Below are 14,658 nucleotides of genomic sequence, written 5' to 3'. Positions count from 1 at the left end.
TCACGACTTCGAACTGCGGATGGTGACGTCAGGCCGCTGCAGCAGCGCCGGCGACAGCGCCAGGCCCAGGCCCGCGCCGGGCGGAACCGTCGCATGGCCGGCGCGGACATCGGGCAATTGCGTCACGAGTTCGCGATACCAGCCCCCCAGGTAAGCGCGCACCACTTCCTGCAGCACCACGTTGGTCGTGCTCATCGCCAGGTGGAGCGACGCCGCGAGCACGACCGGGCCGGTGCAGTCATGCGGCGCGACCGGTTTGTGAAAGGCCTTCGCCAGGGTCGCGATCTTTGTGGCTTCGGAGAGACCCCCGACCCAGCCCAGGTCCAGCATCACATAGTCCACCGCATTGTTCTTGAGCAGCTGGATGAATGGCTGAACGGTGGCCAGCGTCTCGCTGCCGCAGACCGGAATGCGGGTGCGCGAACGGAATTCGGCGATCGTGTCGAGGTTGGACATCTGGATCGGGTCCTCAACCCAATAGGGCTTGAACTCCTCGAGCGCCTGCGCGATCCGCACGGCCATCGGCAGGTTCCACATCGAATGGAGCTCCACCATGATGTCCATCTCGTAGCCGACAGCGCGCCGGATTTCGCGGAATGGCTCGAGCGCAGTGTCAAGGTCGCGGGCCGAAATCGACTGCCCGCCGCTGGCCTGTGCGAAGGGATCGAAGGGCCAGATCTTCATCGCCTTGTAGCCCTCGGACAGCAGGCTTTCGGCCAACGCCGCTGGGCGCTTGACGAATGCAACCTGGTCCTCGTAAGGCCCTTCGGGCGCGACGTCGGCGCTGGCCTGCGTCACCGAACGACGCTGTGGGGCCTTGTTGTAAGTGTAGCCCGCGCAGGTGTTGTAGACCGGGACGCGTTCGCGCACGCCGCCGCCGAGCAACTGGTAGAGCGGCTGTTGCGTGACTTGGCCGAACAGATCCCACAGCGCGATGTCGACCGCGGAAGCGGCGCGCGTTTCGGCGCCGCTGCTGGCAAAGCCGACATAGCCGTACAGCAGGTGCTGGCTGTGGGCTTCGATGGCGAGCGGATCCTTTCCCAGCAGGTAGGGCGCGATCAGTTCATGGATCTGCCCCTGCACGGCCTGGGCGCCACGAAAGGTTTCCCCCAGGCCCACCAGGCCGGTGTCGGTGTGGATCTGCACCCACAAGATGTTGGGATAGGCGGCCGCGTGGACCGTATCGACTTGCGTGATCTTCATGGGGGGGCGGCATCAGGCCGTTTTTGGATGTTCCTTGACGCGGCTGACCAGCTGCGTCGGGTTGACGAACTGCAGCGCGATCAGCAGCCAGGCCAGCGTGACCGCCATGTAGACCATCGCCATTGCATCGACCGACTGCGGCGCACGAACGCCCGCCGCGAAGACCGCGTAGTACAGGGCCACCACCAGCGTCTGCGAATCCGGGCCGGCCGTCAGGAAGGTCAGCTCGAACATGCCGATGGTGCGCACCAGCACCAGCAGCGAGGCCGCCAGAATGCCCGGCGCCAGCAGCGGCAACAGCACATGCCAGAACAGCTTGAAGGTGTTGGCGCCGAACACGCGGGCGGCGGATTCGAGGTTGGCATCGATCTGCTCGATGAACGGCGTCATCACCAGGATCATGAACGGCACGGCCGGAATCATGTTCGCCAGGATCACGCCGAAGATGGTGCCCGCGATGTGCGCCTGGTACATCACGGTCGCCAGCGGAATGCCATAGGTGATCGGAGGGATCATCAGCGGCAACAGGAACAGCCCCATCAGCAGGTTCTTGCCGCGGAAGTTGCGCCGCGCCAGCGCGTACGCCGCCGGCACGCCGATCAGGATCGACAGGAACACGACGGCGGCGACCACCTCGATCGTGACCCACAGCACGCTGTCGAGTTGGAACTCCTGCCAGGCGGTCTGGTACCAGTTGAACGTGTAGCCATCGGGCAGCCAGGTGCCGAGCCAGCGGCGGGCCACCGAGCTGGTGCCGACCGCGGCCACCATGAGTGCGACATTGACGATGAAGAAGCCCATCACCAGTGCAACCAGTGACTTCCAGAGTTTCATCAGCAGACGATGCGTATCCATGGTCAACCTTTGCCGCCGGAGACGGGGCCCCGATAGAACATCCCGCGCGCGCCCAGAACCGCGGCAACGACGAACAGCTGCACCACGCCCATCAGCATCGCGACGGCCGAAGCCATGGAATAGTCGTAGCGCTCGAAGGCGGCCTCATACGCCGCGATCGAGATCACTCGGGTGGCACCGGCCGGCGACCCGAGCAGGACCGCCGACGGAAACACCGAGAAGGCCTGCACGAACGACAGCGCGAAGGCCATCGCCAGTCCCGGGACCAGCAGCGGCAGATAGATATGCCTGAACTGGTTCCACGGCGTTGCGCCCAGGGTCGAGGCAGCGCGTGGCAGGTTGGGGTCGATGCCGGTGATGTACGACAGCGTGAGCAGGAACGCGAACGGGAAACCCGAGATGACGAGCGAAATCAGGACGCCCCAGTAGTTGTGCGTCAGACGGATCGGGCCTTCGTAGATGTGCAGCCACTGGAGCGACTGCGACAGCCAGCCCTTGGGGCCGAAGTAGCCGAGCATGCCCTCGGCGATCAGGACGGTGCCCAGCGTCAACGGAATGACCAGCAACGTGGTGATCAATTTCTGGAAGCGGCTGCTGCGGCGCATCTGATAGGCGATCGGCAGCGCCGCGCCGACGTTGATCACGGTGGCGGGAATGGCCAGCTTGAGCGTGGTCCATACCGTGTCGCGCAGGTTGCCGGTGGTGAAGAACTGCGTGTAGTTCGCCAACCAGTTGCCTTCCATCGGATGGAACGACAGCTGCAAGCCGTAGAGGAACGGATAGACGAACAGCACCACCATGAAGAGTGTCGCCGGCACCAGCAGCAGCAGGGACCGGTCGAACGAAGACGGGCTGGCGCTGGTCATGGCACCATGCCCGAGGCTGCATCGACGGGATAGGCCAGCGCCTTGTCCGGCGCAATGGCCAGCGTGACCAGATCGCCGACTCGCAGGCGCATCGTCGTGCGCACGATCAGCTTGAGCCCGCCGGCCACCTCGACGTCGACGATGTTGTCGTGGCCGCAGTATTCGACATTGAGCACCCGGGCGGCGAAGCTGTTGTCCACCGGTGAAGAGACGACGTCGAATTCCTCGGGTCGGATCGCGAGCATCGCCTTGCCGCTGGCGAGTGGCTGCATCGCCCGCGCGTTGAGCGCCAGGCCGCTGCCGGCGAGCTGCACCGACGCGCCGCCCTCCGAGCGCACGTTCAGCTCCACCAGGTTGCGATAGCCCATGAAGCGGGCCACGTCCAGGTTGGCCGGCTCCGCGTAGATGCGCTGTGGTTCGGCAATCTGCTGTGCCACGCCGTCCTTCATGACGACGACGCGATCGGCCAGCGACAGCGCCTCATCCTGGTCGTGGGTGACGTAGATCGTCGATCGTCCCAGTTCGCGGTGAATGCGCCGGATCTCGGCGCGCATCTCCAGCCGCAACTTGGCGTCGAGATTCGACAAGGGCTCGTCCATCAACACCAGGGGCGGCTCGATGACGATCGCTCGGGCGATCGCGACCCGCTGCTGCTGTCCGCCGGACAACTGGCCGGGCAGCTTGTGCGCCTGCGAGTTCAGCTGCACCAGGTCCAGCGCCCGCTTCACGCGCTGCGCCGACTCGGCGGGTGGCACGCCGCGCATCGCCAGCCCGAACGCGACATTGCGCGCCACGCTCATGTGCGGAAAGAGCGCATAGTTCTGGAACACCATGCCAAAGCCCCGTTTTTCAGGCGGCAGCACATCAATGCGCGTGTCGTCGAGCCAGATGCCTCCATCCGTCAAGGGCAGCAGCCCGGCCAGGCAATTGAGGGCCGTCGACTTGCCGCAGCCCGAGGGTCCAAGCAGCGCGATGAACTCGCCGCGCTTGACCGTCATGGTCAAGGCATTGAGCGCGGTGAAGCTCTGCACGCCCTTGCCCGCGGCAAAGCGGCGCGTGACGCCATCGAGGCGCAACTCGGAAAAGTCTGAAGTCATGGAGACACAATCCTGGAAAAGAAGCAGCCTGCAAGCGCCCACATGGGCGCTTGCAGCATCGGTCGGGCGCGCAGTGCGTGCCGCGAATCACTTGGTCTTGCGGGTGCCGATGTCCTGGTCCCAGCGGCGGAATGCATCGACCATGGCCTTGGTCTCGAGCGGCATGGCATGAGGGAACTGGGCCAGCCACTTGTCGTAGTCAGACCGTCCGAACTCCTTGATCACGTCCTGGCTGTCCTTGGGTGCCAGCGACAGCGGCACGTCCTTGACCGCCGGGCCCGGATAGAAGTAGCCCTTGTCATAGGTCATCGCCTGCTGCTGCGGCTTGAGCAGGAAAGCCATCAGGTCGAGAACCACCGCTTGCTTCTCCGGCGGGACGCCCTTGGGAATCACGATGTAGTGCGCATCGTTGACCCACGTCATGCCCTTGAAGGGCAGCACCTGAAAGTTCTTCGGCACGATGCCCAGCGCCCTGGGGTTGATGTCCCAACCCGTCACCGTCAGCGTCATGTCGCGCGAGCCTTCGCCCAGTTCCTTCATCACGGCTGCGGTTCCCGTCGGGTAGTACTCGATGCAGGCGTCAAGGTCCTTCAAGTAGGCCCAGGTCTTGTCCCAACCGTTGATCGGGTCGGCAGGGTTCTTGTCTCCCAGCAGATAGGGCAGCCCCATCAAGAAGGTGCGCCCCGGACCGGAATTGGCGGGCCGTGCATAGATCAGCTTGTTGGGATTGGCCTTGCACCAGGCCAGCAGTTCCTGGGGCGTCGTCGGCGGCGTCTTGACCTTGTCGGGGTTGAACTCGACCAGCGGGCCGGCAGGCATGAAGACGATGGCCAGGCCGTGGTCCTTCGCCAGCGCTTGCATCTTGTAGGCGTTGGGAAGGTAGTTCTCCTGCAGCTTGGGGAACTTGGCCGCGTAGTCGGGGAACAACTTGACCCACAGGTTCATCTCGAGACCGGCGGCGAGCGCATCGGTGCCAACAATGATCATGTCGATGTCACTGCGGCCCGCGTTCTGCATCGCCTTGATCTTGGCCGGGATCTCGGGGGCGGGCGCCTTGGTGAAAGTGAACTTGGAGACCAGCTTGGGGTTCTGCGCCTGGTAGGCCTCAAACGCCCCCTGCGTCAGCGCCAGGTTGCCGGCGGCGTCGATCACGTTGATCACCACCGGCGACTTTGGCAGTTCCTGCGCCTGGACCAGGCCCATGCCGGCACAGCTCGCCGCCCCGAGAACGGCCGCAATGATGGCGTGGCGATGCCGCGAGAGGGAAACTTGGCGCATTCGGAATCTCCTAATGGATGGCCTTGGCAGGCGAGATCTTGTAAGACAACTTCCGAGTTGTCATTCGGGTTTTCGCTGAGCGTGCGGACACGCGCCCACCTCGGGAAGAGCAAGGGTGCTGCGGGAGAGCCACTCGCTGCTCTCGTCAAGTTTGGAAGATTTGTTATAGTTGTCTGACAAAGATTCCCGGGTATCGGTTCGATGGCGGAACACTTGCTAGACGTCAATGGCGGCACCCTGCCCGACCAGATCTACGCCCGGATGGTCGAAGCCATCCTGCGCGGGGACTACGTCGACTCGAAAAAGCTGCCGACGGAAAGCGAACTGGCCTCGCAATTCGGGGTCTCGCGGCCGACCGTCCGGGAGGCACTGTCGAGGCTGCGATCGGACGGGATCATCGAGTCCCGCCGCGGCTCCGGCAGCCAGGTTGTGCGCGCCCCCGGTACACCGGCATCGAGCATGCCCCCCATCAGGAACTATTCGGACATCGAGCGGTATTACGCCTACCGCACAGTTGTTGAATCGGGGGCGGCGGCCGCTGCAGCGGAGTTTCGCACTGCCGACGACCTGACGACCATCAGAGCCTGCCTGGAAGCGCAGACCCTGGCCATGGAGGGTGGAAGCAAAGGCGTCGAAGACGACGTCCGCTTCCACAGGGCGATCGCGAGGGCCTCGCACAACCAGTTCTTCGTGGCCGCCGTCGAAACGAGTGTCGCGCCCATCAGGCAATTCATGGAACTAGCGCGCAGCGTGCGATCGAAGATGACCGTCGAGCGTGTCCGGCTGGTCCAGATGGAGCACCAGCAGATCCTCGACTCCATCGAGAAGCGATCCCCGGCCGACGCCGCCGAGGCAACACGGCTCCATATCCTCAACGCCAAGCGACGGATCTTCGACGCAGCGAAATTGCGGTAGAGCGCGACGGCCTGGCCGCCCTCAAGGTTTGCTCCATCCCTACCCGCGCGGCAGCTATGCAGCGATTGCTGCCGGTGATGTCGGCCCCCTGAGTTCACGGTCTTGGCCATGCAGCGGTCATTCATGCGCCAGTGTCATCTCGGACCCAGTGGCCGGTTTCAACGGCCTGCTGACCTTGCCAGCCAGCCGGTACGTTCACGACGCCTGAACGTCTGCTGACCTCGGCCAATTCGGCGTGAACTTGCTTGCGGCTTAATGAACCCGCAGCACCTCAAACTGCCGTCGGGTTAGAGCCACCTGTATTGACACCTCATCACCCTCGCATTTGCCCAGCATGGCCCTGCCCAAAGGTGCTTCGCTGCTGATGACCTGAACGAGCTGAGCGCCGCTGACCAACTTCATGCTGCCCCCATTCGGACCGAGGAAAAGCTGTTGCTGCTTGTCGTCGGAATCGGCTAGGCAGACCAGTGCGCCGAGCTGTATACCTTTGCTGGCGTCGTAGGGACGCGGGCGGAATTGGCGCCAATTGGCCATCGCCTGGCGGATCGCTTCGGCGCGCCGAGCTTGGCCGGTGGTCAGGTAGGCGGCTTCGAGTCCCAATGTGTCGTATTTGTTTTCGGCGATGTTCTCTTCGTGAGTCGCCGTTTCATGGGCCGCCCGCACTGCCTGCTCGGCTTGCAGCAGGTCTTCAGCGAGCCGTTCCAGCACCTGCTGTTGCAGCAAGAATTTATCCATGACGAAAGGTCGGCATCTCGAGCAAGCGGGGGGTAGGTTTTGAATATGAAGGGCTCCAGAACCCCTCGACGCTTATGTTGGCTGCAGGTTAACTTCAGCTATGGGCGGCTATACGGTTTTCTCCAAACCGGTCATCCAAGGGCTCAGACGTCCTCTCCGTCTTCGCTTGGAGGTATCTCGGCGAGCAGATGGTCGACGTCGGCACTCTCGACACCCGTGTGGTGCCCGAGGTACTGCGGGCTTGGCTCAAGCCGCTTCTTCATGGCCGCCATTGTGGCCGGCTTCGGTTCAAGGTTTTCCCTTGAAGGCCTACATCTTGATCTGCTTGAACGCAGCGCCCGTCCTATGTTTGAACGGGACCGAAAAGATGCCATCTTTGACTAGCCTGGCGGCCTGAGGATCTGGGGCCACCACGTCACGAGCTGCGCGGTCTTCGACCAGTAAGGCTGGCCGCTCCATTCAGGCGCGAGCACGAAAACAAGGTGGCCGTCGCGCCGGAGGGCTTCGCTCTCCGCCCGATGCTGCTTTTTGAACCCATCGGTCGAGACGATGCACCAGCGGCCCGTCTTCGACAACTCACCGATCCAGTGAGTGTCCGTCGCGCTTCGCGGAACAACCTCGTCGACGTCTTCGGCTTCGGCTTCGGCTTCGGCTTCGGCTTCGGAAAGCACCTTCACGCCGCGTGCCAGCAGCGGCGACATATTCGCGTCGAAGAAGAATTTCAGGCCCGTAGCCGTTCCTCGAAGCGCACTGCCGCTGCGACGTGCTTAGGGCTGATCTCGTACTGACGTGCGACAGCTTTCGAGTTCTTGCCCTCTGCGAGGAAGGCCTCGTATAGCGTATCGGTCGGCACTCCAACCTCGGCGACGATTGGCGTGCCGAACTGGCGCGAAGGATCCAGGGCGATCCCCTTGCCGTCGGACGGGCGCCACATGCGTGCGATGTTCCCGTCGTAATCGATTCCCGTATAGAGCGACGGCTTGATCACATTCGTGAAAGCGATCTGATGCGCGCGCACGTCAACCAGGGTCTCGTCGCCGGTCGCGTGGCTGACCGCCGACTCGTAAATTTTTCGACCGTCAGTAAGGAACCGACGCGAGGTTAACGGGTAGGTCCGTGTGGAGCGTCTCCTGGGCAGCCTCGATCGTCGCCTTGATTACGTGAGGCTGACGCCGGCCTCGGTGAACGCACGGACGAGTCGAAGCTCCATCAGATCGCGAAAGCCGATCGCCGGCTCCTAAAGGTCGGCACCGTCGAGTTGCGTCTTCCAGAGAGGCTCCGAATGCCGGTGGCCGTCTCCGTGCTTGCGGCGGTACCCGCACATCCAACGGCGAACGGCGCGCGTCTCCGCGCGGATTAGACGAGCTGCCTGTCCGAGGGAGTAGACGCCGGTATCCAGCAGGGTGGGTTGAGCCATCGCGCACAGTCTATCCGGTACCCGGTGGCCTGCATGAACGCGACGACTTTGTAGGCCTGTCCAACTTCTGCGAAGGCGGTCGGCGATCACTGGCGCGGACTTTTTCCTACTGCAAGGACGGCTTTTTTCCTTCTGCCGCCGAGGTGACGCTGGCTACTGTGACCGCATACCCACCACCGAGGAAGTCACATGAAAAGCATCATCCTTTGGGTATGCGGCGTGCCCATTGGCGTCATTATCTTGTTGAAGGTATTCGGGGTCTTTTGAGGGCGTGAGGGCGATTGCCCTTCTGCAAACGCGTTCCAGTTCGCCAGCCCCGTGACACGGCGCGTGCTGTTCGGCGCGGCTCACCGGCCGTCACAGGTCAGATCCCGCAAGGCCTACCACGCGCTCGCGACGGCGTGGCTCAATGTGCAACAGTCGGCTTGCCAGGACAGCGCGGGAACGAGAGACCAGCCGCTGACTTGCGATTCGCGCTCGCCTTCGCGGTCCACCACTCCCACTGCTCGTGAACGGCTTGTTGTCGTCCTGAAACGAAAAAGACCTGCTCGACGAGGCCGAGGTGGAGCATGCGAGCGCGAAGGACCTGATCGTCCAGATTCAGGAGGCCACCGAGATCGACGAGATGTTTGACGCCAAGGTGAAGGTCCTGGGCGAATACATCGACCACCATGTCAAGGAAGAACGCACGGAGATGTTCCCCAAGGCGCGCGCCGCGCGCGGACTCGACCTGGTCGCAATGCGCGAGCAGCTTAGGAAACGCAAGGAAGAATTGATGGCCGACATGACCGTGGTCGCCCGACAGTATCTCCGGACCCTGGGCCGAACCGCCTTGGGAGCGGGTTCATTGGTGCAGGGGCCGAAGTGACTGGCTGCAGATGTCCGTCGCAGTGAGCGGATGCGGGAGCCGGGGTTCGCCAGGTCGGTGAAGCTGGCTCGCCGGGCCAAGGTCGGCTTGCAGCAGCAAGGGCTCGGAGTCCAGGCAGCAGTCAGACGCCTACGTAGATGAGCGTTCAGCAGCTAGTCCTCTATCGAAAATCCCGGCTCACGGTGGCAGCAGCCAACCGACCCAGCAAAGGCGTCAGATCTTCCAGGCGCGTCGCGATCAGGTTCTTCACTGTCCCCTCGCGCTGCCACCTGCCGTGCACGACCATGAGTCGAGCGCCCAGCAGTTCCTGGCGCTGCACGTCCCTGAGGCTCTTCCACACGATCACCTGGACCACGCCCGTCTCGTCTTCCAACGTCACGAAGATCGTGCCCTTCGCCGTCTCCGGCTGCTGGCGCAACGTCACGATACCGCAGTGGCTCACATGTTCCCCATTCTCGATCTCGTCGAGGTTCCGCGCAGTCATCAGGCCGCGAAGCGCCAGGCGCTCGCGCAGCAAGGCGAGCGGATGCCGGCGCAAGGTCAGCCCTGTCGAGGCGTAGTCGAACACGATCTCCTCGCCCTCGGGCGCGGCATCGAGTGCCAGCAATGCCTCGTCGACTGGCGCGTCCCGCAATAGCGCAGGCGCCGCGCGCAGCCCGGCCGCTTCCCAGACCTGCTGGCGCCGGTGCCCCGACAGGCTCATCAGCGCATCGGCCGCGGCCAGCAGCTTCATCTCATGCAGTTCCAGCTGCGCGCGCAGCGCCAGGTCCTCCGTGCTGTCGAACACCTGCTGCACGCGGGCCTCGACGATGCGGCTGGCCGAGGCCGACTGGAGCCCGCCGATCATGCGCAGCCCGAGCCGCACGGCCGGCTCGTGCGCCAGGTCTTCCAGGGTGCAGTCCACGTCGCTGTACATCACATCGACGGGCCGCACCTCGACGCCATGACGCCGCGCATCCTGCACGAGTTGCGACGGCGAATAGAACCCGAGCGGCTGCGAGTTCAGCATGGCCGCCAAGAACTCCGCCGGGTGATGGCACTTGATCCAGCAGCTCGCATAGACCAGCAGGGCGAACGAGGCGGCATGACTCTCCGGAAAGCCGTATTCGCTGAACCCCTTGATCTGCTCGAAGATGGCTTTCGCAAAACTCTCCTCGTAGCCGCGCGCGGTCATGCCGTCCACGATCTTCGAATAGTAGTGCTCCAGGCCGCCCTTACGCTTCCACGCCGCCATGGACCGCCGCAGGCCGTCGGCCTCGCCTGGGGTGAAACCGGCCGCCAGGATGGAGATCTGCATGACCTGCTCCTGGAATACCGGCACGCCCAGGGACCGGCCCAGCGCTTCCTTCAATGCCTCGCTCGGGTAGACCACCGGCTCCCGGCCTTGGCGCCGGTTCAGGTACGGATGCACCATGCCGCCCTGGATCGGCCCCGGCCGCACGATGGCGACCTCGATGACCAGGTCGTAGAAGCAGCGTGGCTTCAGGCGCGGCAGCATGCTCATCTGCGCGCGGCTCTCGATCTGGAACACGCCGATGGTGTCGGCCTTGCAGATCATGTCGTAGGTGGTGCCGTCCTCCGCCGGGATGTCCTGCATGCCGAACACGCAGCCCTTACGCAGCCCGATGAAATCCAGCGCCTTGCGGATCGCGGTCAGCATGCCGAGCGCAAGGCAGTCCACCTTCAGCAGTCCGAGCGCGTCGAGGTCGTCCTTGTCCCACTCGATTACGGTGCGATCGGACATCGAGGCGTTCTCGATCGGCACCATTCGGCACAGCGGCCCCTTGGTGAGCACAAAGCCGCCCGTGTGCTGGCTCAGGTGCCGCGGAAACCCGATCAGCTGCTCGGTCAGGTGCAGCAATTGCTGCACCTGCAGTGAATCCGCAGACAGGCCGACCTCCTGCAGCCGCTCCGGCCGCACCGCGCCCCCGTCCCACCACTGGTGCCCCTTGGCGAGGGCGTCCACCGTCTCCAGCGACATCCCCAGCGCCTTGCCCACGTCGCGGATCGCGCTCTTTGGCCGGTAGCTGATCACGACGCCGGTGATGGCGGCGCGGTCGCGCCCGTACTTCGCATAGAGGTACTGCAGCACTTCCTCGCGCCGCTCGTGTTCGAAGTCGATGTCGATGTCCGGCGGCTCGTTGCGCTCCTTCGAGATGAAGCGCTCGAACAGCACGCTCATCCGGGCCGGGTCGACCTCGGTGACGCCCGTGCAATAGCAGACCACGCTGTTCGCGGCGCTGCCGCGCCCCTGGCAGAGGATGTGGCGCGAGCGCGCGAACATCACGATGTCGGCCACGGTGAGGAAGTAGTGCTCGTACTTCAGCTCGGCGATCAGCGCGAGCTCGTGCTCGATCTGCGCCTGGACCTTGGCGGGAATGCCATCGGGCCAGCGGCGGCCGGCCCCCTCGTAGGTGATGCGGCGCAGATACCCGGCCGGCGTCTCGCCCTCGGGGACGACCTCGTCGGGGTACTGGTAGCGCAGCTCGTCGAGATTGAAGCTGCAGCGCGCCGCCACCTTGAGCGTTTCCGCCAGCAGCTCGGGCGCATAGGTCTGCGCGAGCCGTAGCCGGGTGCGCAGATGCCGCTCCGCGTTGGGCTGCAGTTCAAGGCCGCAGTCGGTCAAGGGCTTGCCCAGGCGCGTCGCGGTCATCACGTCCTGCAGTGGCTTGCGCGAACGGACATGGAAATGCACGTCGCCTGCGGCCACCAGCGGAATCTCCGTGGCCGCGCTGATCTCGCTCAGGCGATGCAGCCACATCTCGTCGTCGAGCAGGCGCAGCTTCTCCACGGCGAACCAGCAGCGCCCGAGGAACTCGCGCAGCAACCAGGTTCCGAGCCAGCCCAGCTGCGCCGGCGTGGCCATGCGCCTGGGCGAGGCCAGCACCACGCAACCGGCGAGTTCGGCGCCGTGGATCTGCGCGAGCGTCAGTTTGTAGCTTCCCTTCTCCGAGCTGCGGCGCAGCTTGGTGATGAACGCCGAGAGATTGCCGTAGCCCTCCAGATGGCAGGCCAGCACGGTGAGCGTGAAAGGTGCGGCCTCGGGGCCGACCTGTTCATCGGGCTCGACGAGGAACTGGCTGCCGATCAACAGCTTCAGGCCATGGTCCTCCGCCGCCACGTGCGCGCGCACGACCCCCGCCAGGCTGCACTCGTCGGTGAGGGCCAGCGCGGTGTAGCCCAGCTGCTTCGCGCGCTCGACAAGCTCGTCCGGCTGGCTCGCGCCGCGCAGGAAGCTGAAATTGCTCACGCACCGCAGCTCGACGTAGTCGGGCAGGTCCATGGGAGGTCTCTCAGGCGAAGGTGCCGTGCAGGAACCACGCCGTCTCGTCCTGAGCCAGGCGCATCTGGAAGATCCACAGCACGCCGGCATGCTCGCTCACGGCCACCCAGTAGTCGCGGGCGCTCTGGCGCGTGGTCTCCTGTCCGCCGCCGCCTTCCAGCGTCGTGCGGTCCCACCATCCGCCCTCGACGCGATGGGGACCCGCAAGCAGCTGCAGCACGCCCTGGTAGATCGGCCGGTTGTGCTGGGTCGCGAGGCGCAACGGCTTGGGCAGGATGAAGGTTGGCTGCGGCACATCGACCGTGCGGCACCGCCCCCTTGGCGCCGGTTCGGGCGCCGGACGCCAGCGGCACATCCACTCCAGGCGGTGGTCCTCTAGGATGACCGGGCGCAGCACGCGGTCGGGACCGAGCCGTGCCGCGATGCGCTCGAGCACCAGCGCCAGGCTCTCGCCCGATTGGCGTGCCTCAGGCAGCATCGAGAGGCTCTTCTCCTCCAGCGGCTGCACCTCGGTCGCCAGCAGTTCCAGGTCGCCCACGGGCGCCAGCAGCTCGACCTTGCCCAGGTGCTCGGCCAGCAGCCGCATCAGGTGCTCCGAGTCGCGCGTGGCCTGCGCGGTGCGGACGGTGAGTTCGCCGCCGTCGCCGGCGCTCCTGGCGCGCATTGCGTCGTGGCACCAGCGCAAGGTGAACGCGGTCACGCCGGACCGCCTGGCCATGAGCCAGCCGGCCATCTGCAACATCAGGCGACGGGCACCGAACAGCATGGCCGGCGCGTGCTCGACCCGCGCCATCAGCTCGAGCTTGGCATGGAAGGTCTTCGGCAGCTGCGACCAGGGGTAGGTCTCCGGGCGCAACCCGTAGGCCTGGTCGAGGGTCGCGAGCAGCTGCGCGTCGAAGCGGCGGCTCAGGCCGCCGCGCGGCAAGGCGCGCACCTGGCCCAAGGTCCGGCAACCCAGGCGGGCGAGCGTTGCCTGGTGGGCGGCGACCTGCGTCAAGGTGTCGATCGACAGGGCGTCGAGGAGTTGGACAAGCGGCTTGGCGAAGCCGTTCGACTGACCGGCCCGGGCCACCGCGAGCGCGGCCAGGCTCGTCGGCGCCCAGCTCAGCTGCCGCACGCCGAGATCGGGGCATTCCTCGCGCACGCGCTCGACCAGGCGGCGCTTGCCGCCGAACAGGCGCAGGCTCTGTTCGAGTTCCATGACGACCGCCGGGCACTGCAGAAGCGCTTCGAGGACCGCGACGCGCGGCGTGAACTGCAGACACCACGTCGCGAGGCCATCGAGCGCCTCAGTGCGCGGCTGCGGGTCGTCCGGCAGGCTGTCGGGAAGAAGAGCTGCCCACAGCATGGGAAACCTCCCGGGATTGGCGCGCCGTGATCAGGCCGCTCGGGTGGCGCAGACGCGGCGTCAGGATGGCCTCCAGGCCACCGGGCACCGAGGGGAGTGTCAGTTCCCCCTCGTGCGGCGGCCCCTTCCGCTTGAGCAGGTGGATGCGCAGTTCCCAGTCGATGCCGAAGCGCGCCTGCAGCCGCAGCGGCGCGGCCGAGGCCTCGTGCTCGGCGGCGGCTGGCCGGCACAGGATGACGGGTCCGTCGCAGCCCTGGGCGCAGACCTGTAGGCGCCGGATCTGTTCCTGGCGGGCCTGCGGCAGCCAGCTGACGAGCATGCCGGCGGCATTGGCCTTGATGAGCTGCTCGGTCGCCCACAGGCGCTCGACCGGCTTGTCAGCGGCGATCCAGACCAGGTGGCGCTCGTCGAGGCCGAGGTGATGCAGCCCCGGCAGATGCGGGGCCTTCGGCGGGCCGATCACCACGATCTGCCGGCCCAGCGCGACGAGCGTGCGCATGGCGGGCGCGAGCAGCCGCCATTCGAGCACCGAGGGCTGGACCTGCAGCACTTCGGTCAGCGACTGGCACGGCCAGCCGCCGCCCGGCAGTTCGACGTCGAGGCGTTCGAACCCTGTGTTCACGACGGAAGTGACTGGCGTGCCGAGTGCATCCCCGCGCCAGATCGCCGATTCGATGGCGTGCGGCAGCACGACCGGCGGGCGCCGCCCGTGCGTTGCACGCGGTGAAGTCTGGGGGGCCGGGGGCGCTTCATCGCCATCGGCCCATGACAGGGGGACGGCCATGAGGACTCC

Annotated in this window: 12 protein-coding genes and 1 pseudogene; 2 read left to right on the top strand and 11 right to left on the bottom strand. The window is 65.3% G+C overall.

The genetic code is table 11. The annotated features are described in order from the left end of the window. The 5 genes from ACAM55_RS03325 to ACAM55_RS03305 form a co-directional block, all read right to left on the bottom strand. A complete protein-coding gene (locus ACAM55_RS03325; RefSeq protein ID WP_369654656.1) occupies positions 1-1,203 on the bottom strand; it encodes a mandelate racemase/muconate lactonizing enzyme family protein in 1,203 nt (400 codons plus the stop codon). A 12-nt stretch (positions 1,204-1,215) separates the two neighbouring features. Further along, a complete protein-coding gene (locus tag ACAM55_RS03320; RefSeq protein ID WP_015865589.1) occupies positions 1,216-2,058 on the bottom strand; it encodes an ABC transporter permease in 843 nt (280 codons plus the stop codon). Positions 2,059-2,060: 2 nt separating this feature from the next. Further along, a complete protein-coding gene (locus ACAM55_RS03315) occupies positions 2,061-2,924 on the bottom strand; it encodes an ABC transporter permease (protein ID WP_369654655.1) in 864 nt (287 codons plus the stop codon). Then, positions 2,921-4,021, bottom strand: coding sequence for an ABC transporter ATP-binding protein (locus tag ACAM55_RS03310; RefSeq protein ID WP_369654654.1), 1,101 nt, complete (start codon positions 4,019-4,021; stop codon positions 2,921-2,923). The genes ACAM55_RS03315 and ACAM55_RS03310 overlap by 4 nt, the downstream gene beginning before the upstream one ends. 87 nt (positions 4,022-4,108) lie before the next feature. Further along, entirely contained in the window at positions 4,109-5,224 is a 1,116-nt protein-coding gene (locus tag ACAM55_RS03305; protein WP_369656328.1) for an extracellular solute-binding protein, read from the bottom strand. A gap of 288 nt (positions 5,225-5,512) precedes the next feature. On the opposite strand from ACAM55_RS03305, the gene ACAM55_RS03300 reads away from it, so the two are divergent. Further along, complete coding sequence (locus ACAM55_RS03300; RefSeq protein ID WP_369654653.1) at positions 5,513-6,214, top strand: FadR/GntR family transcriptional regulator; 702 nt, start codon at positions 5,513-5,515, stop codon at positions 6,212-6,214. A 252-nt stretch (positions 6,215-6,466) separates the two neighbouring features. On the opposite strand, the gene ACAM55_RS03295 is transcribed toward ACAM55_RS03300, so the two are convergent. The 3 genes from ACAM55_RS03295 to ACAM55_RS03285 form a co-directional block, all read right to left on the bottom strand. Next, positions 6,467-6,949, bottom strand: a complete 483-nt coding sequence (locus tag ACAM55_RS03295) for a GreA/GreB family elongation factor (RefSeq protein ID WP_369654652.1) — start codon at positions 6,947-6,949, stop codon at positions 6,467-6,469. A 380-nt stretch (positions 6,950-7,329) separates the two neighbouring features. Continuing rightward, positions 7,330-7,650 (bottom strand): hypothetical protein, encoded by a 321-nt coding sequence (locus ACAM55_RS03290; protein WP_369654651.1) that lies wholly within the window; start codon positions 7,648-7,650, stop codon positions 7,330-7,332. 20 nt (positions 7,651-7,670) lie between these two features. Further along, positions 7,671-7,967, bottom strand: a complete 297-nt coding sequence (locus ACAM55_RS03285) for a DUF433 domain-containing protein (RefSeq protein WP_369654650.1) — start codon at positions 7,965-7,967, stop codon at positions 7,671-7,673. Positions 7,968-8,901: 934 nt separating this feature from the next. On the opposite strand from ACAM55_RS03285, the pseudogene ACAM55_RS03280 reads away from it, so the two are divergent. Continuing rightward, positions 8,902-9,234 (top strand): annotated as a pseudogene (locus ACAM55_RS03280) (hypothetical protein); the annotation flags it as partial. Positions 9,235-9,394: 160 nt separating this feature from the next. Here ACAM55_RS03280 and ACAM55_RS03275 read toward each other — a convergent pair. From ACAM55_RS03275 to imuA, 3 genes are read right to left on the bottom strand one after another with little or no spacing between them, the layout of a single operon-like run. Beyond that, positions 9,395-12,517 carry an error-prone DNA polymerase gene (locus ACAM55_RS03275; protein ID WP_369654649.1) on the bottom strand — a complete coding sequence of 1,041 codons (3,123 nt, stop codon included), beginning with the start codon at positions 12,515-12,517 and terminating at the stop codon, positions 9,395-9,397. Positions 12,518-12,527: 10 nt separating this feature from the next. Next, positions 12,528-13,865, bottom strand: coding sequence for a DNA polymerase Y family protein (locus ACAM55_RS03270; RefSeq protein WP_369654648.1), 1,338 nt, complete (start codon positions 13,863-13,865; stop codon positions 12,528-12,530). After that, positions 13,807-14,649 (bottom strand): translesion DNA synthesis-associated protein ImuA, encoded by an 843-nt coding sequence (gene imuA / locus ACAM55_RS03265; protein ID WP_369654647.1) that lies wholly within the window; start codon positions 14,647-14,649, stop codon positions 13,807-13,809. Before imuA ends, ACAM55_RS03270 begins: the two co-directional genes overlap by 59 nt. Positions 14,650-14,658 lie beyond the last annotated feature (9 nt).

The organism is Variovorax sp. V213 (assembly GCF_041154455.1).
In the GTDB taxonomy this organism is placed as follows: domain Bacteria; phylum Pseudomonadota; class Gammaproteobacteria; order Burkholderiales; family Burkholderiaceae_C; genus Variovorax.
Note: the sequence above shows the minus strand (reverse complement) of the source record. Positions and strands in the feature narration are given on the sequence as shown.